Source organism: Gemmobacter megaterium (assembly GCF_900156815.1).
Lineage (GTDB): Bacteria > Pseudomonadota > Alphaproteobacteria > Rhodobacterales > Rhodobacteraceae > Wagnerdoeblera > Wagnerdoeblera megaterium.
This window is the reverse complement of the sequence record NZ_FTOT01000001.1, coordinates 256,767-278,175: the sequence shown is the minus strand read 5'-3', so window position 1 is coordinate 278,175 and position 21,409 is coordinate 256,767. Positions and strand designations below refer to the sequence as shown.

17 protein-coding genes are annotated in these 21,409 nt (G+C 66.3%); 11 read left to right on the top strand and 6 right to left on the bottom strand.

The features are described from left to right. Nucleotides 1-92 precede the first annotated feature (92 nt). A complete protein-coding gene (gene dnaG / locus BW970_RS01265) occupies nt 93-2,024 on the top strand; it encodes a DNA primase (RefSeq protein ID WP_076527916.1) in 1,932 nt (643 codons plus the stop codon). A 95-nt stretch (nt 2,025-2,119) separates the two neighbouring features. After that, on the top strand, nt 2,120-4,126 hold the full coding sequence (gene rpoD, locus BW970_RS01260; protein WP_076527914.1) for an RNA polymerase sigma factor RpoD: 2,007 nt from the start codon (nt 2,120-2,122) through the stop codon (nt 4,124-4,126). Nucleotides 4,127-4,244: 118 nt separating this feature from the next. Here the strand turns inward: rpoD and BW970_RS01255 are convergent, their stop codons facing one another. After that, nucleotides 4,245-4,712: a DNA polymerase III subunit chi gene (locus BW970_RS01255; RefSeq protein WP_076527912.1), complete on the bottom strand. Its 468-nt coding sequence runs from the start codon at nt 4,710-4,712 to the stop codon at nt 4,245-4,247. Further along, on the bottom strand, nt 4,712-6,175 hold the full coding sequence (locus BW970_RS01250) for a leucyl aminopeptidase (protein WP_076527910.1): 1,464 nt from the start codon (nt 6,173-6,175) through the stop codon (nt 4,712-4,714). The genes BW970_RS01255 and BW970_RS01250 overlap by 1 nt, the downstream gene beginning before the upstream one ends. Before the next feature lie 140 nt (nt 6,176-6,315). Between BW970_RS01250 and lptF the strand changes: the two genes are divergently transcribed. The 6 genes from lptF to rsmA all read left to right on the top strand — a co-directional run bounded on the left by lptF (nt 6,316) and on the right by rsmA (nt 13,822). Then, nucleotides 6,316-7,440, top strand: a complete 1,125-nt coding sequence (gene lptF, locus BW970_RS01245) for an LPS export ABC transporter permease LptF (RefSeq protein WP_076529131.1) — start codon at nt 6,316-6,318, stop codon at nt 7,438-7,440. Next, nucleotides 7,437-8,537, top strand: coding sequence for an LPS export ABC transporter permease LptG (lptG, locus tag BW970_RS01240; RefSeq protein WP_076527908.1), 1,101 nt, complete (start codon nt 7,437-7,439; stop codon nt 8,535-8,537). The genes lptF and lptG overlap by 4 nt, the downstream gene beginning before the upstream one ends. Continuing rightward, on the top strand, nt 8,537-10,666 hold the full coding sequence (locus tag BW970_RS01235; protein WP_076527906.1) for an LPS-assembly protein LptD: 2,130 nt from the start codon (nt 8,537-8,539) through the stop codon (nt 10,664-10,666). Before lptG ends, BW970_RS01235 begins: the two co-directional genes overlap by 1 nt. 65 nt (nt 10,667-10,731) lie before the next feature. Next, entirely contained in the window at nt 10,732-11,925 is a 1,194-nt protein-coding gene (locus BW970_RS01230) for a peptidylprolyl isomerase (RefSeq protein ID WP_076527904.1), read from the top strand. Between the two features lie 4 nt (nt 11,926-11,929). Beyond that, nucleotides 11,930-12,910 (top strand): 4-hydroxythreonine-4-phosphate dehydrogenase PdxA, encoded by a 981-nt coding sequence (gene pdxA / locus BW970_RS01225; protein WP_144038840.1) that lies wholly within the window; start codon nt 11,930-11,932, stop codon nt 12,908-12,910. A gap of 75 nt (nt 12,911-12,985) precedes the next feature. Continuing rightward, nucleotides 12,986-13,822, top strand: a complete 837-nt coding sequence (rsmA, locus tag BW970_RS01220; protein WP_076527902.1) for a 16S rRNA (adenine(1518)-N(6)/adenine(1519)-N(6))-dimethyltransferase RsmA — start codon at nt 12,986-12,988, stop codon at nt 13,820-13,822. Between the two features lie 54 nt (nt 13,823-13,876). Here rsmA and BW970_RS01215 read toward each other — a convergent pair whose 3' ends face one another. The 4 genes from BW970_RS01215 to BW970_RS01200 form a co-directional block, all read right to left on the bottom strand. Then, the gene (locus BW970_RS01215; RefSeq protein WP_076527899.1) at nt 13,877-14,635 is read right to left on the bottom strand and encodes a DUF4167 domain-containing protein; all 759 of its coding nucleotides are present in this window, start codon (nt 14,633-14,635) and stop codon (nt 13,877-13,879) included. Nucleotides 14,636-14,863: 228 nt separating this feature from the next. Next, nucleotides 14,864-15,694 carry a peptide chain release factor N(5)-glutamine methyltransferase gene (gene prmC, locus BW970_RS01210; protein WP_159441411.1) on the bottom strand — a complete coding sequence of 277 codons (831 nt, stop codon included), beginning with the start codon at nt 15,692-15,694 and terminating at the stop codon, nt 14,864-14,866. Beyond that, complete coding sequence (gene prfA / locus BW970_RS01205) at nt 15,691-16,746, bottom strand: peptide chain release factor 1 (protein ID WP_076527897.1); 1,056 nt, start codon at nt 16,744-16,746, stop codon at nt 15,691-15,693. Before prfA ends, prmC begins: the two co-directional genes overlap by 4 nt. Further along, on the bottom strand, nt 16,746-17,357 hold the full coding sequence (locus tag BW970_RS01200) for a riboflavin synthase (RefSeq protein WP_076527894.1): 612 nt from the start codon (nt 17,355-17,357) through the stop codon (nt 16,746-16,748). Before BW970_RS01200 ends, prfA begins: the two co-directional genes overlap by 1 nt. A gap of 226 nt (nt 17,358-17,583) precedes the next feature. On the opposite strand from BW970_RS01200, the gene BW970_RS01195 reads away from it, so the two are divergent. From BW970_RS01195 to galE, 3 genes are all read left to right on the top strand, one after another. Further along, on the top strand, nt 17,584-18,885 hold the full coding sequence (locus BW970_RS01195) for a capsule biosynthesis protein (protein ID WP_076527892.1): 1,302 nt from the start codon (nt 17,584-17,586) through the stop codon (nt 18,883-18,885). Between the two features lie 89 nt (nt 18,886-18,974). Further along, the gene (locus BW970_RS01190) at nt 18,975-20,111 is read left to right on the top strand and encodes a polysaccharide biosynthesis/export family protein (RefSeq protein WP_456071322.1); all 1,137 of its coding nucleotides are present in this window, start codon (nt 18,975-18,977) and stop codon (nt 20,109-20,111) included. Nucleotides 20,112-20,230: 119 nt separating this feature from the next. After that, a complete protein-coding gene (gene galE / locus BW970_RS01185; protein ID WP_076527888.1) occupies nt 20,231-21,217 on the top strand; it encodes a UDP-glucose 4-epimerase GalE in 987 nt (328 codons plus the stop codon). Nucleotides 21,218-21,409 lie beyond the last annotated feature (192 nt).

Sequence of the window (21,409 nt, the reverse complement as noted above, 5' to 3'; positions counted from 1 at the left end):
CAGCCCGATGATGTCGCAAGCGGCGCCGTTCATGGGTATTTGAGGCAAGATGAAACGGTGCAATTCCCCGGCATGGGGGCTATATCAGACCCATGAGCCTGCCTCCCGGATTCCTTGACGAACTGCGCAACCGGCTTTCCCTGACCCAGGTGGTCGGGCGCAAGGTCACATGGGATATGCGCAAGTCCAATCAGGCCAAGGGTGACATGTGGGCGCCCTGCCCGTTCCATCAGGAGAAAAGCGCGTCTTTTCATGTGGATGACCGCAAGGGATTTTACTATTGCTTTGGCTGCCACGCCAAGGGGGACGCGATTTCCTTTGTGAAGGAGACCGAGAACGTCGGTTTCATGGAGGCGGTGGAGATTCTGGCGCGCGAGGCCGGGATGCCCATGCCGGCGCGCGACCCCAGGGCTGCCGAGGTGGCCGACAGGCGCAGCAAGCTGGCCGAGGTGATGGAGGCCGCAGTCCAGCATTATCGCCTGATGTTGCGGTCGGGGTCGGGCGCGGTTGCGCGGGATTATCTGGTGCGGCGGCGCCTGCCGGAGGCCGCGCAGGACCGCTGGCATATCGGCTGGGCGCCGGACAGCCGCACCGGGCTGTTGCAGGCGTTGGGGGCCAAGGGCATTGCGCCGGAGCTGGTGGTCGAGGCCGGGCTGGCCATCAAGCCTGATGACGGCGGCGCGCCCTATGACCGTTTTCGCGGACGGGTGATCTTTCCCATCCGCGACGGGCGCGGGCGCGCGATCAGCCTTGGCGGCCGGTCGCTGGACCCGAATGCGCGGGCGAAATACCTCAACGGCCCTGAAACCGCGCTGTTCGACAAGGGCCGCAACCTGTTCAACATCGGCCCGGCGCGCGAGGCGGCGGGCAAGGGTCTGCCGCTGGTGGTGGCCGAAGGCTACATGGATGTGATCGCCCTGTCCGAGGCAGGGTTCCGGGGTGCGGTGGCGCCCTTGGGCACCGCCGTGACCGAAGACCAGTTGCGTCTGATGTGGCGCATCCATGACGAGCCGGTCATCGCGCTGGACGGCGATGCGGCGGGGCTGCGCGCGGCCTTGCGGGTGATCGACCTGGCGTTGCCCATGCTGGAGGCGGGCAAGGGCCTGCGCTTTGCCGTGATGCCGGGCGGCATGGATCCCGACGATCTGATCAAGGCCGAGGGTGCGGGCGCGTTCCAGCGGGTATTGGAGGGCGCGCAGCCCATGGTGCGGCTGCTGTGGCAGCGCGAGACCGAAGGTCAGGTGTTCGACAGCCCCGAACGCCGCGCCGCGCTGGACAAGCGGTTGCGCGCGGCCCTGGCGCGCATCGCCGATCCGTCGATCCGGGCGCATTACGGCACCGAGATGAAACGGCTGCGCGAGGACCTGTTCGGCACCGGCGTGCGGGCACCGCGTGGCTTTGTTCCCCGGCACTGGCAGCAAAAGGTCAAGGCGGCGCCCATGCCCTCGACCCGCGCCTCGATGCTGGCCGGGTCGGGCGAAGCGGTGGAGGAACGGTTGCGCGAGGCGGTGGTCTTGTCGGTGCTCGCATTGCATCCCGACCTGGTCGAGACGTTCGACACCGCACTGGAACGCATGGAGTGCACCGATCCGGCCCATGGCCAGTTGCGCACCGCGCTGCTGCGCGCGGCACAGGCGGCAGATCCGCGCGGCACCTTGTCGGCCATGGCGGGGCCAGAACTTGAAACCCTGCGTGCGCTACCCCATGTGCAGATCGTCCCTGCCGTTCGCAACCCCGAGGATGCCGTCATGGCCAGGCTGTGTCTGGCCGAGGAATTCGCCAAGCTGGAGGCCCGCCGCACCGCCCGTCGGGAAATAGCCGAAGGTGTCGAGGAAGTTGGCGAAGGCAGCACTCCAAGCGACGAAGGGCTGACATGGCGTCTGGGACAGGCGGCAGAGGCCGTGAACCGCGCCGGACGGGCGCAAAATGAGGACTCGAGCGATCTTGGTGAGGACCGGGCGGCCATGTCGGGGTATCTTCAAAGCCTCATCGACGGGCAAGTCTGGGTCAAGAAACGCCACTAAGGCTTTCCCTCGCTGTGATTCGCGGTATTGAGTGACAGATTGGAGAGGGCGATTCGTCGATTCGATTCGCCCCGATGGCTATCCAGGGAGCATCCATGGCGATGAAGGACACCGACGACGTCAAACCGGCCGAGCAGGACGCCGAACATACCCTGGACATGAGCCAGGCCGCTGTCCGCAAGATGATCGCCGATGCGCGCGAGCGGGGGTTCATCACCTATGAACAACTGAACACGGTTCTGCCCCCCGATCAGGTCTCGTCCGAGCAGATCGAGGACGTGATGTCGATGCTATCGGAAATGGGCATCAACGTCATCGAGGAAGAAGAGGTCGAGGACGGCGAAGCGGTGCCGGGCGGCGATCTGGTCGAAACCGGATCCGGCTCGCGCGAGGTGGCCATTGCCGGGGTTCAGACCGAAACGCTGGACCGCACCGACGACCCTGTGCGCATGTATCTGCGTGAAATGGGATCGGTGGAGCTGCTGAGCCGCGAAGGCGAGATCGCCATCGCCAAGCGGATCGAGGCCGGGCGCAACACGATGATCGCGGGCCTGTGCGAAAGCCCGCTGACCTTTCAGGCCATCACGATCTGGCGCGACGAACTTCTGAACGAGGAAATCCTGCTGCGCGATGTGATCGACCTGGAAGCGACCTTTGGTCGTTCGGTCGATGGCGAAGGCGAGATGGATGGCCCCGAACTGGACGGGATCGAGGTTTCGGCCACGGAAACGACCACACCGCGCCGCCCGGCAGGCAATGAGCCCGAGCTGGACGCCGACGGTAATCCGCTGATGCGGTCCGATGATGACGACGACGATGACGATGCGTCGAACATGTCGCTGGCCGCGATGGAAGCCGCGCTGAAGCCCAAGGTGCTCGACACGCTGGACGTGATCGCGCGCGATTACGTCAAACTGGCCGAAATGCAGCGCCAGCGCATGACCGCGACCCTGTCGGAGACCAGCAAGTTCTCGGCCTCGGACGAAGCCGCCTATCAGAAGCTGCGCTCGGAAATCGTGACACTGGTCAATGCGCTGCATCTGCACAACAACCGGATCGAGGCGCTGATCGACCAGCTTTACGGCATCAACCGCCGGATCATGTCGATCAACTCGGGCATGGTGAAGCTGGCCGACCAGGCCCGCATCAACCGGCAGGAGTTCATTCAGGAATACCAGGGCTACGAGCTTGACCCGACCTGGCTGGAGCGGATGGCGCGCAAACCGGGCCGTGGCTGGCAGGCGCTGATCGAACGCTCTGCCGCGCAGGTGCAGGAGCTGCGCAACGACATGGCGCAGGTCGGCCAGTATATCGGCGTCGACATCTCTGAATACCGTCGCATCGTGAACCAGGTGCAGAAGGGCGAGAAAGAGGCCCGTCAGGCCAAGAAGGAAATGGTCGAGGCCAACCTGCGCCTCGTGATCTCCATCGCCAAGAAATACACCAACCGCGGGCTGCAATTCCTTGACCTGATCCAGGAAGGCAACATCGGCCTGATGAAGGCGGTGGACAAGTTCGAATACCGCCGTGGCTACAAGTTCAGCACCTATGCGACCTGGTGGATCCGTCAGGCGATCACCCGCTCCATCGCCGATCAGGCGCGCACCATCCGTATTCCGGTGCACATGATCGAGACGATCAACAAGCTGGTCCGCACCAGCCGCCAGATGCTGCACGAGATCGGCCGCGAACCGACCCCGGAAGAACTGGCCGAAAAGCTCCAGATGCCGCTGGAAAAGGTGCGCAAGGTGATGAAGATCGCCAAGGAGCCGATCAGCCTTGAAACCCCCATCGGGGACGAGGAAGACAGCCAGCTTGGCGATTTCATCGAGGACAAGAATGCCGTGCTGCCGCTGGACAGCGCGATTCAGGAAAACCTCAAGGAAACCACGACCAGGGTTCTGGCCAGCCTGACCCCGCGTGAGGAACGGGTCTTGCGGATGCGCTTTGGCATCGGCATGAACACCGACCACACGCTGGAAGAGGTCGGCCAGCAGTTCAGCGTCACCCGCGAACGGATCCGGCAGATCGAGGCCAAGGCGCTGCGCAAGCTGAAGCACCCCAGCCGCTCGCGCAAGCTGCGCAGCTTTCTCGATCAATAGGCATCGGCGGCCTCCTTTGGGCCAGAACGGAAACGGCGCCCTGGGGGCGCCGTTTTCATGTCCGCCATGGCCCTGGACACCGGGGCTGACATGCCCCCGCCCTGCCCCGGTGCGGCCCTTAGCTGTTTCGTTTTGCCGTCTGCATCTGCCAGCGCCCGGACGCCTCGGACCAGTATTCCGCCTCGGCCCCGGCGGCTGTCAGCGCCCGCCATTGGGCGCGGGCGGTTTCCATCGCGGCAGGATCTCCACCGTCAAACACGATCCAGGTGCGCTCCAGCATGGCGACCTCCTCGGCCGTCACCTCGGCCCCGTCAAGCGTCAGAAGCGCCTGGGCCGCATTGGGGATTGCCGCGCTGTCGGTCAGCAGGACAGGCTGGTCGGCATCCTGCGCGCCCCCCGCCATGGCATGGGGCAGAAAGCTGTCCTCGGGATGCAGCCAAAGCCGTTCGTCCAGCCGCTCCAGCCCCGCGCGGTTGGTGCCCCGGATGACCACGCGCCAGCCCAGTCCCAGCGCACGGGTCACGTTCAGCCTGACCAGATCCTCTGCCGAGGACCGGGTCAGGTGAAAGAACAGCGCGTGGCCCATCAGCTCTCGCGGGCGGCGATCAGCCGGTTGATCGCCCGAACGCCCCAGCCGGTTGCGCCCTTGGGGGCAAAGGCGGTTTCGCTCTTGGTCAGCGCGGTTCCGGCGATATCGAGATGGATCCACGGCATGTCCGGCTTGACGAAGCGTTGCAGGAAACAGGCCGCCACGATCGACCCCGCATCCCGCGCGCCGGTTGAATTGCGGATGTCGGCGATGTCGGATTTCAGCTTGGCATCGTAAGCCTCGCCCAATGGCAGACGCCAGGCGCCTTCGCCTTCGTGACGGGCTGCCTTGAGGAATTCGTTGCAAAAGGCATCGTGGTTCGAAAAGACGCCGGTATTCTCATGCCCCAGCGCAATGATGACCGCGCCCGTCAGCGTGGCCAGGTCGATGATGCCAGAGGGTTTGAACCGCTCTTGCGCATACCACAGCACATCGGCCAGCACGAGCCGGCCTTCGGCATCGGTGTTTGTCACCTGGATCGTATCGCCCTTCATCGACGTCACCACATCGCCCGGCCGCTGGGCACGGCCAGAGGGCATGTTCTCGACCAGACCGACCAGCCCCACCACATTGGACTTCGACTTGCGCAAGGCCAGCGTGCGCATAACCCCGGCCACGACGGCGGCACCGCCCATGTCCATCGTCATGTCTTCCATCCCGGCGGCCGGTTTCAGCGAAATGCCACCGGAATCAAAGCAGACGCCTTTGCCGACCAGCGCCAGCGGCGCCTCGTCGCCCCCGCCGTTCCAGCGCATCACAACCACTTTCGACGGGCAGTCCGACCCCATGCCAACAGCCAGCAGGGTACGCATCCCCAGCTTTTCAAGGTCGTCTTCCTCCAGAATCTCGACATCCAGGCCCAGTTCCTGCATCGCGGCCAGACGGGCGGCAAAATCGTGGGTGGTCAGGATGTTGGAGGGCTCGGACACCAGATCGCGGGTAAAGAACACGCCTTCGGCCACCGCCGCCATCGGACCTGCCTTGGCGGCGACCGCCTCGGGTTCGGCCACCATCATCTGAACGGCCCCATAGGGCTTGGCGGCCTCTGACTTGCGTTCTGCAAAGCGATAGGCGCGCAAGGCAAGGCCAAAGGCCACCTCATGCGCGCCCGAAATGCCGGGCGCCAGCACCAGCATATCGCCGTCACCCAGCTTCGCGCCGATGGTCGCGCCAGCCTTGCGCGCGGCGGCGCTCTCGGCCTTTGGCGCGAGTTTGACCAGATGCAGCGCCTCGGCGGCCAGGCCGGTCGGCCAGGCCAGTTCCATCCCCTCGCCCGGCTTGAGCTTGGCAAAGGCCGGCGAGGCAAGGGCGCGGTCCACGGCGCCCTTGGTCAGCCGCGACAAGGCGCGGGGGATGGCGCCTTTCACCTCGGGTCCGCTCAGCAGGGCGATGCGGCCGGTATGGGTGGCAAGCGGCCCGGTATCGGCAGGCACGAACTGGATGGCAACGGGGCTGGTCATGGTGGTCTCCCTGAAACTTGGCGGCAGCCTAGACCTGCGGCGTCACCTTGGCCAGAGGGGCGCCACCGACGAATCCGGGTTTTCGCGCCGGGCGTTCCGGTCTAGGACAGGGCGTTCGCTACCATCGGGGGAAGGTCTTGCTGTCGCGATTCGACAGATACCTGCTGTCACAGCTGCTGATGCTGTTCGGCTTCTTCTCGCTTGTGCTGGTGGCGGTCTACTGGGTCAACCGGGCGGTCTCGCTGTTTGACCGGCTGATCGGGGATGGCCAGACCGCGCTGGTGTTTCTGGAACTGACGGCCCTTACGCTGCCCAATGTGATCCGCATGGTCCTGCCCGTGGCGGCCTTTGCCGCGTCGGCCTATGTGACCAACCGTCTGAGCACGGAATCCGAACTGGTGGTGATGCAGGCGACCGGGTTTTCCGCCTATCGGCTGGCGCGGCCGGTTCTGGTCTTCGGGCTGGTTGCGGCAGCGATGATGGCGGTGCTGGTCCATGTGCTGGTCCCGGCCAGCCGCGTGGCGCTGGACGCACGGCAGGCAGCGATTGCCGAGAACGTGACCGCGAGGTTCCTGCGGGCCGGAGAGTTCCAGTTTCCCGCCGATGGCGTCACATTCTATATCCGCGAGATTACCGAAACAGGCGAGCTGCGCGACATCTTCCTGTCAGACGGCCGGTCCGGGGAAAGCCGGACCAGCTACACCGCCAAGCGGGCCTTGCTGGCGCGGGCCCCCAGCGGACCCAAGCTGGTGCTGTTCGACGGCATGGCGCAGACGGTGGCGCTGGACGATCTGCGCCTTGCCGTGACGCGGTTCGAGAATTTCACCTATGATCTGGGCGCGGTCCTGTCGCCCTCTGCGCTGGGAATACAGAACGAGGCGTCGCTGTCGACCGCGGCCCTGTTGCGTGCGGGCCCCGAGGAACAGGCACTGACAGGCCGGTCGCGGGCGATCCTGCTGTACGAGGGGCACAACCGGCTGGCCCAACCGTTCCTGGCGACCGTGGCCGCCTTGATCGGCTTTGCCGCGCTGATGGTCGGGGCGTTCAGCCGCTTCGGGCTGTGGAAACAACTGCTGGGCGGGTCGTTGGGTCTGGTCATGGTGCAGATGGTGGCCAACAGCGCGGAAACCCTGGGCGTGCGGGACGAACGGCTGTGGCCGCTTGTCTGGGCGGGTCCGGTGGTTGGCGCGCTGCTGACGCTGTTCCTGTTGTGGCTGTCGCAACGCCCGCACGGGCTGTTCCGTCGCCGGGGGCGCGCAGCATGAAACTGGGGCTGTATCTGGCGCGGCGGTTCCTGCTGTCGGTCGGCATCGTGGCGGCGGTGTTTGCGGGCATCCTGCTGCTGATCGACATGGTTGAGCAGATCCGCCGGTTTTCCGCCAATCCCGATGTCGGTCTGGGTCTGGCGTTGCAGATCTCGGCGATGAACCTGCCCGGCGGGCTGTACCGCATCCTGCCGCTGATCGTCATGCTGGGATCGGTGGCGATGTTCCTTGGCCTTGCGCGCTCGTCCGAGCTGGTGGTGATCCGGGCCGCCGGGCGCTCGGCCATCCGCGCGCTGGTGGCCCCCGCCGTTGCCGCCTTTGTGCTGGGGCTGGCGGCCGTGGCGCTGCTCAACCCGATGGTGGCGGCGACATCGCGGGCGGTGGATGGTCTTGCCGCGTCGCTGGCGCGCGGCGGCAGCCAGGCGGTGCTGTCCGTCAGCCAGGAAGGATTGTGGCTGCGGCAGGGCAACCCCGACGGCCAGACCGTGATCCGGGCGGCGCGCGCCAATCTGGACGGCACCCAGTTGTTCGGCGTCACCTTTCTGAACTTCGACGCAAGCGGCCAGCCCATTTCACGGATCGAGGCGGCAGAGGCCATACTGAGCCGCAACGCCTGGAGGCTGAACACGGTCAAGGAATGGCGGCTGGACACTGCCAACCCCGAAACCTCGGCCACCCGGACCGAGACCGAAACGCTGCCCACCGATCTGACCGCCGACAAGATCCGCGAAAGCTTCTCTTCTCCCGACGCGGTCGCCATCTGGGATCTGCCCGCGTTCATCGCCGGGCTGGAACGCGCGGGCTTTTCGGCACAAAAGCACCGGGTCTGGCTGCAACGGGAACTTGCTCTGCCGTTGACCCTTGCGGCCATGGTGCTGCTTGCGGCAGGGTTCACCATGCGACACGCCCGGTTCGGGCGGTCGGGGACGATGGTTCTGATGGCGGTACTGGCAGGGTTTGCAATGTTCTTCCTGCGCAACTTCGCGCAAGTTCTTGGTGAAAACGGCCAAATCCCGGTTGTGCTTGCAGCCTGGACGCCCCCGGCCGTGGCATTGCTGGCCTCGCTTGGCCTGTTGCTGCATCTGGAGGACGGCTGATGCCCGCCCGCCCGCTTGCCGCGCTGATTCTGGCCCTGGGGCTGGCCTTTGCGCCTGCGGCCCTGGCGCAGCCGTCCGATGCGGCCACGCTGGTGGCCGACAAGGTGCAGATCGCCGCGAACCGCACGCTCGAAGCCCAGGGCAATGTCGAGGTTCTGTACCGCACCACCCGGCTGCGCGCCTCGCGTGTCGTCTATGACAGGACCACCGGCGCGCTGAGCATCGGCGGCCCCATCGTGCTGACCGACGATCAGGGCACGGTGGTTCTGGCCGATGCGGCGGAATTGTCCGATGACCTGCGCGACGGGATCCTGTCCTCGGCCCGGCTGGTGATGGACCGGCAGATGCAGATCGCCGCAACGGAAATGCAGCGGCTGGGCGGGCGGCATACCGTGCTGTCCAAGGCCGTCGCCTCGTCCTGCGAGGTCTGCGCGAAACATCCGACGCCGCTGTGGGAAATCCGGGCACGCCGGATTGTCCACGACCAGCAGGAACGCCAGATCTATTTCGACAGCGCGCAGCTGCGCATTGCGGGGGTGCCGGTGTTCTGGGTGCCGCATCTGCGGATGCCCGACCCGACGCTGGACCGTGCCAGCGGGTTCCTGATGCCCCGCCTTGTCAGCACCTCGCGCCTTGGGCTTGGGGTGCAACTGCCGTATTTCATCAAGCTGGGGCAAAGCCGCGATCTGACGCTGACGCCCTTTGTAGCGTCAAAAGATGTGCAGTCGCTGGGCTTCCGCTATCGTCAGGCGTTCCGCACAGGCGAAATCGCCCTGACCGGCGCGCTGAGCCACGACCGCGTGGTCACGGGCCGTCGCGGCTGGCTGGGCGCCGAAGGGCGGTTCGATCTGCCGCAGGGGTTCGAACTGCGCTTTGCCGGAGAGACCATCAGCGATCCGGCCTATTTCCGGGACTACGGGCTGTCCGACAAGGACCGGCTGGACAGTTCGCTGGTGATCAGCCGGACCCGTGCGGGGGAACATATCGGCGGGCGGCTGGTCCATGTGCATTCCATCCGCTCGGGCGAGGTGAATGCAACCCTGCCGCAACTGTCGGCCGATATCGGCTGGACCCGCCGCATCGCCCTGCCCGGCATCGGCGGCACGGCGACCCTGGCCTTTGACAGCCATGCACACCGCCGCGCCTCGGACATGGATATGGTCGGCCGTGACGTTGCCCGCGCAACCTTGTCGGCCTTCTGGCGGCGCTCCTGGGTGGGCCCGGCGGGGATTCTGGCATCGGTCGAAACCGGGGCAACCTTTGACCTGCACCGCATCGCACAGGATTCCACCTGGCCCGGCCATGTCACGACCGTGACCCCGGCCGCATTGGCCGAATTGCGCTGGCCCTGGGCGCGCGTGGATGGCGCGGGCAATTCCGACGTGATCGAACCCGTGGTGCAACTGGTCTGGTCACGGCGGACCACCGCGAACCATGTCCCGAACGAGGACAGTACCCTGGTCGAGTTCGACGAGGGCAACCTGTTCGGCTTTTCGCGCTTTGCTGGCGCAGACCGCCGCGAAGGCGGAACCCGCGTCAATGCGGGCCTGCAATGGACACGGGCCTCGGCCAGCGGCTGGGCCATGGTGGCGAGTGCCGGGCGGGTCTTTCGCCTGAACGGAACGGGCCAGTTCACCGCGGCCTCGGGCCTTGGCGGCAAACGGTCCGACTGGGTGACGGCCCTGCACCTGACGGCCCCGAACGGCACATTGTTCCAGGGCCGGGCGGTGTTTGATCCGCGGTTCGACCTGACGCGGGGTGAAATGCGGTTGGCCATGCTGCGGGACCGCTACGATCTGTCGGCAGGCTGGTTGTGGGCCGAAGCGGATGCCGCGGAAAACCGCCTGACCGATACATCGGAATGGGTTCTGGACGGGCGGCTGAAGCTGACCGACGGCTGGAACGCCCGCGCGGCCACCCGCCATGATTTCCGCGCGCAGCGCACCACCTCTGCCGCCTTCGGGCTGGAGTTTCTCAATGAATGTATGCGCGTGGATATGACGGTCCAGCGCAGCTTCACCTCCTCCTCCACGGTGCGCCCCTCGACCAGCTTCGGTGTCTCGGTGGATCTGCTCGGGTTCGGAAACGCGCGTGGCAGCCGCGCCGCCAGCAACAGCTGCCGCTACTAGGGGCTGGCCTTTTTCGCGCATTTGGCGCAAGTGTTGGAACGACAAGACGGAACGGAAGACGACCTATGCGCCAGACCCTCGTTGCCGCCACTGCCCTTCTGGCCGCCATGCTTGCCGTGGCGCAGCCGGGCCCAGCCGGTGCCCAAAGCTCGGCCTTTGCCCCCAAGGTGATGGTGGATGGCAAGGTCATCACCTTTTACGAATACGACCAGCGCCTGCGCTTCATGACCTTGCTGAACGCCCCCGGCGATCTGCGGGTCGAGGCCGAGAAATCCCTGATCGAAGACCGGCTGCGCATGATCGCGGCCGAGCGGCTGAAAATCCGCATCGCGCCCCGGCAGATCGCAGAAGGCATGGCCGAATTCGCCGGGCGCTTCGAGATGGAGCCCGAGGAATTCATCACCATTCTGGAACAGAACGGCGTCGCCGCTGCCACGTTCCGCGATTTTGTCCATGCCGGGCTGGCCTGGCGCAATGTCGTGCAGGCCAAATTCGGCCCCGGCGCGCTGGCCTCGATCTATGAGCCCGAGGTTGACCGCGCCATGTCGGCCTTGACGCAGCGCGGAACGACGCGAGTCCTGCTGTCCGAAATCATCATTCCGGCCTCGCGCCGCAATCTTGCGAACGAACTTTCGACGACCCTGCGCGGCGAGGCGGCCTTTGCCGCGGCGGCGCGTGAGCATTCCATCGGAACGACCGCCGCCGAGGGCGGCCGGGCGGACTGGCGCAATCTGGCCGTGCTGCCGCAAGCCGTGGTCGAGTCGCTGCATGGCCTTCAGGCCGGGCAAGTCTCGGCGCCGGCACGACTGCCGGACGGGCGCTATGCCGTCTACCTGCTGCGCCAGATCGAACAGCGCGAGGCATTGACCGCGCAGGCGACGGCCGTCGATTATGCCCGCCTGGCGCTGGCCGGTGCAGGCACCCCGGCCACCGAGGCGGCCTTGGCCAATCTGCGGGCCCGCGTCGCGGCCTGCAACGATCTTTATGCTTGGGGCGATGTCACGCGCCAGACCGTTGCGCAATCCGCCCTGCCCGGCGATGTTGCCGCGCGGCTCGCCACGATGGACGAGAACGAAATCCAGATTTATGCCGCTGGCGGCAGCCAGATTGTGCTGATGCTGTGTTCCCGCCGCGTCGCCAGCGACAGCGACCCCGACCGCGATACGGTACGGGCCCGTCTGGCCGAACAGCGCGTCGTGGGCGAGGCAGAGCTGTATCTGCAACAATTGCGCTCCAACGCGCATATCCGGCGGCCCTGACGCCGTGCTGCCCGATCGGTTGCCCATCGCCGTCAGCTGCGGTGAACCCGCCGGGATCGGTGCCGAACTGGCAGTCAAGGCGCGGGCGGCACTCGGGGCGGCTGTGCCGTTCTTCTGGATCGGAGATCCCGCCCATCTGCCACCAGGCAGCCGAATGGCCGAGATTGCCCGGCCCGAAGACGCGCTGACGGTGCCCAGCAACAGGCTGCCGGTGCTACCACTGTCATTTGCGGGAAAGGCTGTGCCGGGCTGCCCCGATCCGGCGAATGCGCCCGGTGTGGTCGCGGCCATCGAACAGGCGGTGCGGCTGGTCCAGCGTGGCCAGGCGGCCGCCGTCTGCACGCTGCCGATCCACAAGAAGGCCTTGCAGGATGGTGCGGGATTCGGCTTTCCCGGCCATACCGAATTTCTGGCCCATCTGGCCGGTGGCGCCGATGTGGTGATGTGCCTGGCCTCGGACCTGCTGCGGGTGGTCCCTGCCACGATCCATATTCCCCTGTCGCAGGTGCCTGCGGCGCTGACCCCTGCGGTGCTGGACCGGGTCATCCGGGTGACACATGCGGGCATGGTGCGGGATTTCGGCATTGCGGCGCCGCGCATCGCGGTTGCCGGTCTGAACCCCCATGCCGGCGAAGGCGGCAACATGGGGCGTGAGGAACTGGACTGGATCGCCCCGCTGATCGGCCGGCTGGCCGCCGAAGGCCTGGCGGTCTTTGGCCCGCTGCCTGCGGATACCATGTTCCATGCCCGTGCGCGCGACGCCTATGATGTTGCGGTCTGTGCCTATCACGATCAGGCGCTGATCCCGATCAAGACGCTCGCCTTTGACGACGGGGTGAACGTGACGCTGGGCCTGCCCTTCATCCGCACCTCGCCGGATCATGGCACGGCCTTCGACATTGCAGGCAAGGGTGTGGCGCGGGCGGCCTCGGTGATTGCAGCCTTGCGGATGGCCGCCCGAATGGCAGCGGCGCGCCGACGGTAACGGTGACCGGGGGTTTCACACCCCCGGACCCCCGTGGGGTATTTCAGGCAAGATGAAGAACAGGAGCGGATCGGCATGGCGGCGATCGACGGTTTGCCCCCCCTGCGCGACGTGATCGCGGCGCATGGGTTGGTGGCGAAAAAGCAGTTGGGGCAGAATTTTCTGCTGGATCTGAACCTGACGGCGCGGATCGCGCGGGCGGCAGGCGATCTGACCGGATCCGATGTGCTGGAGGTCGGGCCGGGGCCGGGCGGACTGACCCGCGGCTTGTTGGCCGAAGGGGCGCGACGGGTGCTTGCGGTGGAAAAGGATGCCCGCTGCCTGCCCGCGCTGGAGGAGATTTCCGCAGCCTATCCGGGGCGGCTGGAGGTGGTGAACGGCGATGCGTTGGACGTGGATGCCGCCGCGCGGTTGCAGGCCCCTGTCAGGGTGGTCGCCAATCTTCCCTACAATGTCGGGACCGAACTGCTGATACGCTGGCTGACGCCTCCGGTCTGGCCGCCGTTCTGGCAAAGCCTGACGCTGATGTTCCAGAAGGAAGTGGCCGAGCGCATCGTCGCCAGGCCGGGAAGTCCGGCCTATGGGCGACTCGCCCTGCTGGCGCAATGGCGCTGCGAGGCGAAGATCGTGCTGACGCTGCCGCCCGACGCCTTTGTGCCCGCGCCGAAGGTGCATTCAGCGGTCGTGCATCTGGTGGCCCTGCCGCAGCCGCGCTATCCGGCCGATGGCAAGGTGCTGGAGCGCGTGGTGGCCGCTGCCTTCAACCAGCGGCGCAAGATGCTGCGCTCGGCCTTGAAAGGGGTCGCGCCGGACATAGAGGCAAAGTTGCGGGCGGCCGGGATCGAGCCGACCCGGCGGGCCGAAGAGATTCCCCTGGAAGGGTTCTGCGCCCTGGCACGGGAACTGACATAGCAAGACGGGCGGCCCATGGCCGCCCGTCTTGCCGGTTCCGATGAGAGAGACGGCCTATTCGGCTGCCGCGTCACTGGGCCCCTGTGCGGGCGCGGTATCGCTGCCCTCGGTGCTGCGGGGTTTGCGCGGGCTGCGGCTGCGACGCGGCTTTGCGGCTTCGGCAGCCGGTTCCGGGGTGGGGCTTGCCTCGGGGGCCGGGGCGGCGGCGGGGTCTGCCACCGGGGCGGGGGGCGCGACCTTGCGGTTGCCTTCGGGTTTCTTTTCGGCGGGCTTGCGTTCGTTGCGCTGCGGCTCGTCCCGACGCGGTTCGTCGCGGCGCGGCTCTTGCGCGGGGCGGCGTTCGGCGCGGGCTTCGGGGGTTTCGACCAGACCGCTTTCGGCTTCGTCGGCCACGACCACGGCGAAGGCACCTGCGCCGACCTCTGGCTGTTCATCCTCGCGTTCGTCGCGTCGGGGCTGGTACTGCGGACGGTCCTGCCCGCCTTGTGGCTGGCCGTGGCCATTGCCGTTGCCGTTGGCACCCTGCCCGCCATGCTGCTGGCGGCGCGCCTCCTGCTCGGCGGCGAGTTCGCGCATCGCCTCGCCCAGCATCCGGGTGTAATGTTCGGCGTGCTGAAGGAAGTTTTCGGCGGCCACCCTGTCGTTCGACAACTGGGCGTCGCGGGCAAGCGCCTGGTATTTCTCGATAATCTGCTGCGGAGTCCCGCGCACCTTACCTTCGGGCCCCGAGCTGTCGAAAACCCGGTTCACGATATTGCCAATGGAGCGCGGGCGGTTCTGCTTCGAACGCGAGCGGGACTTGGAGGATCTCATGTGTCCTGTATTCCGGCCTTGATCTTGCCTGTCCCGACCTGCGCCATGCGGAGCGATATGCCCTGCGAATCAGGCGGATCTGGTAGAGGCTTTGCGGCTGTAAGACGATGCAGGGCACCAATGCCCCGGCCTTCGCTTAGGACGTCAAACCATGTCCGGCGCGGCAGGGCAAGCAGATTCTGTCCCGAAACCCGCAGCGGCGCGCATTTTCCGCAAAGAACCGCCGGTTCAGGGCGCACGCGCCGCGACAACACGGTCGCGCCCGTCCAGATCGGGATGGATTGCGACGCCGACAAAGCCCGCAGCCACAAGAATTTTCACCACATCCGCGCCCTGTGTCGCGCCGATTTCCACCAGCAACCGGCCCTCGGGCCGCAGATTCGCGCAGGCCTGCGACGCGATGTCGCGGTAGGCGCGCAGCCCATCCCCGCCATCGGTCAGCGCCAGATGGGGTTCGTGCTCGCGCACTTCGGGCGACAGTGACGGCATTTCGGACAGCGCGATATAGGGCGGGTTGGACACGATCAGGTCAAACTGGCCCGTGATATCCGCGCACCAGTCCGACAACACCATCCGGGCGCGATCCAGCAGCCCCAGAGACTGCGCATTGTGCTGTGCCACAGCCAGGGCGGCAGGCGAGACATCGGCCCCGACCCCGGTTGCCCCCGGCCGGTCCGCCAGCAGGCTGAGCAGGATCGCCCCGCTGCCGGTCCCCAGATCCAGCACGCGGGCAAAGGGTTCGGCCAGTGCCAGCGCCACCAGCGTTTCGGTTTCGGGTCGCGGATCCAGAACATCGGGGGTCACATGGAAGGCGCGCCCCCAGAACAGGCGTTGCCCGGTCAGATGCGACAGGGGCCTGCGGGCGGTACGGGCCGCAACCAGCCGTTCGAAACCGCCAAGCAGATCGGGGCGTACGGGATCGTCCAGATGCAGCGTCAGCCGGTCGGGTGCGATCCCCAGCACATGGGCCAGCAGCAGGCGGGCATCGCGCATGGCGTCGGGCACGCTGGCATCGGCCATCCGGCCTGCCGCGGCGCGCAGATGCGGCCGCCAGCTCACCCCTCCAGCTCCGCCAGCTTGGCCGCCTGATCAAAGGACACCAGCGCGTCGATCACCGTGCCCAGATCGCCGTCCATGATCTGCGCCAGCGCATACAGCGTCAGGTTGATACGGTGGTCGGTCATGCGGCCCTGGGGAAAGTTGTAGGTGCGGATCCGCTCGCTGCGGTCGCCGCTGCCCACCTGCGCCTTGCGGTCGGCGGCACGGGCGGCGTCCTTGGCCTCGCGTTCCATGTCATAAAGCCGGGCACGCAGCACGGCCATGGCATTGGCGCGGTTCTGGTGCTGCGATTTCTCGGAGCTGGTCACGATGATGCCCGTGGGAATGTGGGTGATCCGCACCGCCGAATCGGTGGTGTTGACATGCTGTCCCCCTGCCCCGCTGGCGCGCATGGTGTCGATGCGGATGTCACTGGCGGGAATGTCGATGTCGACATCCTCGGCCTCGGGCAGCACGGCAACCGTCGCAGCCGAGGTGTGGATGCGCCCGCCCGATTCCGTTTCCGGCACCCTTTGCACCCGATGGACGCCGGATTCGTATTTCAGCCGGGCAAAGACGCCTTCGCCGACGATGCGCGCGGTGGCTTCCTTGACCCCGCCCAGGTCGGTGGCGGTGAAGTCCAGCAGTTGAAAATCCCAGCCCATCCGTTCGGCATGGCGCTGGTACATGCGCAGCAGGTCGCCTGCGAACAATGCCGCCTCCTCGCCCCCCGTCCCAGGACGGATCTCCAGAATGGCGGGGCGGGCATCGGCGGCATCCTTGGGCAACAGGGCGATGCGCAGGGCCTGTTCCATCAGCGGCAGGCGTTCGCGCAGGACCGGCAGTTCGTCTTCGGCCAGGGCGCGCATGTCCGGGTCGGCCAGCATCGTCTCGGCCTCGGCGATATCGGCGCGGGCCTGTTTCCAGTCGGCGATGGTGGCAACGACCGGCTTCAGTTCGGAGTATTCCCGGCTCAGCGCGGCAATCTCGGTGGGAGGGGCGCCCGACGACAGTTTCGCTTCGAGATATTCGAAACGCTGGACGATCTGGTCAAGCTTGTCGGTCGGCAGCATCAGGCGTGCGCCGCCCAGTCGCGCAGACGGGCGACATAGCGGGCCAGCGTGTCGATTTCGAGATTGATCCGGTCCCCCATCGCCACCTCGCCCCAAGTGGTCACGGTCCGGGTATGCGGGATCAGGTTGACGCCGAATTCGGCCCCCTCCACCTCGTTCACCGTCAAGGACGTGCCATTGAGCGCGACCGACCCCTTGGGCGCGATGAACCCGGCCAGATCGCGCGGGGCGCGAAAGGTCAGGCGCAGGCTGTCGCCTTCGGGGCGCAGGCCAATCACCTCGGCCACGCCATCGACATGACCCGACACGATATGCCCGCCCAGTTCGTCGCCGACCTTCAGCGCCCGTTCCAGGTTCAGCCGTTGGCCGGTGGGCCAGCCATTGGCGCCGATATTGGTCTTGCTGACCGTCTCAGCCGAAATCTCGACGTCGAACCAGTTGCGCGGGTCACTGCCTTTGGCGATCACGGTCAGGCAGATGCCGTTGCACGCGATCGAGGCGCCAAGGTCGATCCCCGCCACGTCATAGCCTGTGCCGATCCGCGCCCGGATGTCGCCGCGCCGCTCGACCTCCAGAACCTCGCCAATATCGGTGATGATGCCGGTGAACATGCCCCGCCCCCTGCTGTTGCCTGCTCTCCCCTAGCGCACCTCGTCCAGCGATGGAAGTATCGGCCAGCCCGACGCGCCGTATCGCGGGCGCATGGGGCGAGGGGGCCTGCCGGGCCCGGTGCCGCAGTTCTGCCATGCCACGTCTGCCTTTTCGCCACATCAACCGATTATTTCCCCTTGTCGAAGAGGCTTGTCGCCGGGCACAGACGGGCAAGGGACAAACACAATGCACCAGTCAACCACCACCCCAGGCGCCGGACGTCGTTTCCTGATGCTGCAAGGGCCGCATGGGCCGTTCTTTGCCAGTCTGGCCGCCATGCTGCGCGCCTCGGGCGCCCAGGTGCTGCGGGTGGGGTTCAACATGGGCGACAGGGTGTTCTGGCCCGATGCGGCCAGCTATATCCCCTGGACCGCGCCGCCCGAGGAATGGCCCGCCGGATGCGCCAGCCTGCTGGACCGGCACGCGATCACCGACCTGGTGCTGTATGGCGATACCCGGCCCATCCATGCCCATGCCGTCGCGCTGGCCAAGGCACGCGGCATCACGGTGCATGTGTTCGAGGAAGGGTATCTGCGCCCCTACTGGGTCACGTATGAACGCGGCGGATCCAACGGGCATTCGCGGCTGATGCAGATGAGCCTGCCCGACATGCGGGCCGCGCTGGAACACGCCGACGAGGATGTGCCCGATGCGCCCGCCGTCTGGGGCGACCTGCGCCAGCATGTGTTCTACGGCGCGCTCTACCATTTCTTCGTGATGGTGGCGAACCGCGGCTATCGCAACTTTCGCCCGCACAGATCGCTGTCCGTGGTATCGGAATTCCGGTTGTATTTCAGGCGCCTGATCCTGATGCCGGTCAACCGCATGGCCAGATGGCTGGCCACGCGCCGCATTCACCGGGGGGGATTCCCCTATCATCTCGTGCTGCTGCAACTGGAACATGATTCCAGCTTTCGGATGCATTCGTCCTTTGCCTCGATGACCGAGTTCATCGCGCTGGTGATCGACGGATTTGCCCGTGGCGCCCCGTCGCACCACCATCTGGTCTTCAAGGCCCACCCGCTGGAGGATGGACGCGCCGCCATTGAACGCACCATCGCAGACGAGGCCCGCAAGCAGGGGGTGCAGGCGCGCGTGCATTATGTCAGCGGTGGCAAGCTGGCCGGGCTGCTGAACCACGCGCGAACCGCCGTCACCGTCAATTCCACCGCCGCACAACAGGCGCTGTGGCGCGGGCTGCCGATCAAGGCGTTCGGCCAGGCGGTCTACAATCTGCCGGAGTTCATTTCATCGCAACCTCTGCCAGAGTTCTTTGCCAACCCGCGCCGCCCGGATGCGCGGGCCTACCGCGACTATCGGCGCTTTCTGCTGGAAACCAGCCAGATCGTCGGGGGGTTCTATTCCGCACGCGGGCGGCGGGCGTTGCTGCGGCAGGTGGTCGATACGATGCTGGCCCCCGAAGATCCCTATGACGCACTGCGGCACGGATGCGCGGCACCACGGCAACAGTTGCGCGTGGTGACGTGAACGATTCGCCAAGGGCTTTATCGGCTGGGAAAATTCCTGTAGCGTGACGTAAAAATACCAAAAGGCAGTTCCGAAAAGGAGCCCGAGCAGTGAACGTCATGACCTCCCGCGGGGCCAGGTATCTGGTTCTCGTGTCCTGTGTCGCAGCCGTATCGGCCTGTGGCTTGCCAAGATCCGGCCCGAACAAGCGCGAGATTTTCGCCAGCAGTGTCCTGCAACAGGGCGATGCCTTTGTCGTAACGGTGAACGACCGCGTGACACGCGCCACATCGGTGGTGCCGGATCTGAGCTTTCCGCAATCCTTCGCATCGGCCGGGCGCGTGACCGCCGACATCATCAGCCCCGGCGATGTGCTGAACCTGCAAATCTACGAAAACGTCCGGGACGAACCCCTGCTGTCGGTGGCCGGTGAACGGGTCTCGGTGCTGACCGATGTGCAGGTGGACGACAAGGGCTTCATCTTCGTGCCCTACGCTGGCCGGGTGCGGGCCGCGGGCCGCACGCCCGATCAGCTCCGCGCCACGATCACCAAGGAACTCGACACCCAGACCCCCGACCCACAGGTCATGGTGGCCCGTGTCGCAGGCGACGGATCGACCGTTTCGGTCTCAGGCGGTGTGGCCGCGCAAGGGGTCTATCCGATTGAACGGCCCAGCCGGACCCTGTCGGGAATGCTGGCCACGGCGGGCGGTGTGGCCATCCAGCCCTCGGTTGCGCAGGTCCGCGTGACGCGGGGCGGCACGACCCGCAAGATCTGGTTGCAGGATCTGTATGAAAATCCGGGCACCGACATTGCCTTGCGTCCCGGTGACAAGATCGTGGTCGAGGAAGACCGCCGCGCCTATGTCGCACTGGGCGCCACCGGAACCCAGACCCGCGTGCCGTTCGACACCCAGACGCTTTCGGCGCTGGAGGCGATTGCCCAGGTCGGCGGGCTGAACACCAACCTGGCCGATCCGACCGGCGTGTTCGTGTTCCGCAACGAGCCTGATGTCATCGCCAACAAGGTGCTGGGCCGCAACGACCTGACCGGCGATCAGCGCATGGTCTATGTGCTGGATCTGACCCAGCCGATGGGCATGTTCCACGCGCGCGACTTTGTCGTCCGGGATGGCGATACGGTCTATGTGACCGAGGCGCCCTATGTGCAGTGGCAAAAGACCATCGGCGCCATCACCGGCACCGCGACGGCCGCCGACACATTCAGTTCACTTAGCGGCAACTGATCGGCTGCGATCACCGACATGCAGGGCCGGGATCAACCCGGCCCTTTTTCATCGCTGATCGCCTTGCCGCTGCGGCGTCGCGCGCCTAAGCTGCACCTGCAGCAAGACGGGGGTTCAGGGTGGGCGATGTTCCGGTTCTGGTTACGGGGGGCGCGGGCTATATCGGCTCTCACGCCTGCAAGGTTCTGAAGGCGGCGGGCTTTTTGCCGATTGTCTTCGACAACCTGTCCACCGGCTGGCGCCAGGCGGTCAAGTTCGGCCCGCTGGAACAGGGCGACCTGACCGACCGCGCGCGGATCGACGCGGCGCTGACCCGCTGGCGCCCGGTGGCGGTGATGCATTTCGCGGCACTCAGCCAGGTTGGCGATTCCATGCGCGACCCCGGCCTGTACTGGCGTGAAAACGTTCTGGGCGCCTTGAACCTGATCGAATCCGCGCTGGCCCATGGGATCCGCCGCATTGTCTTTTCCTCGACCTGCGCCACCTATGGCGATCAGGATGGCGTGGTGCTGGACGAGGAGACCCAGCAAGCCCCGATCAACGCCTATGGCGGCTCCAAGCGCGCGATCGAGGATATGCTGCGCGATTTCGCCCCCAAGGGGCTGGAGTCGGTGATCTTTCGCTATTTCAACGTCGCCGGGGCCGACCCAGAGGCAGAGGTGGGCGAGTTTCATCAGCCGGAAACCCATCTGATCCCGCTGATGCTGGACGCCATTGCCGGCAAACGCGCCGCCCTGACGCTGCATGGCACCGACTACCCCACGCCGGACGGCACCTGCATCCGCGACTATGTGCATGTGATGGATCTGGTCGATGCCCATGTGCTGGGGCTGAAATGGCTGCTGGACGGCAAGGGCAGCCGGGTGTTCTGCCTTGGCACCGGCAGGGGGTTTTCGGTGCGCGAGGTGGTCGAGGCCAGCCGCGCCGTCACCAACCGCGCCGTGCCGATGACCGAAGGGCCGCGCCGTCCCGGCGATGCGGTGCGGCTGGTCTCCGGCTCGGAACGGGCGCTGCGCGATCTGGGCTGGCAACCGACGCGGTCGCGCCTGGACCAGATGATCGGCGATGCCTGGCGCTGGCATCAGGTTGGCCATTACGCGGAATAGCCCAGCCAGACGGCCTTGGCTCCCCATCAGGCCAGGCAGGATCAGCGGCAGCGCCGTCGCGATCAGGATGGTGACAAGACCACCGCCAGACCCCGGCCCATGGCGCCAGTGCGAACGCGCGCCGGACATCGGGCGGGAGGGTCGAGCCCGACAGGCGCCACGACGACAGAGGCCACCAGACCGACTGATCAT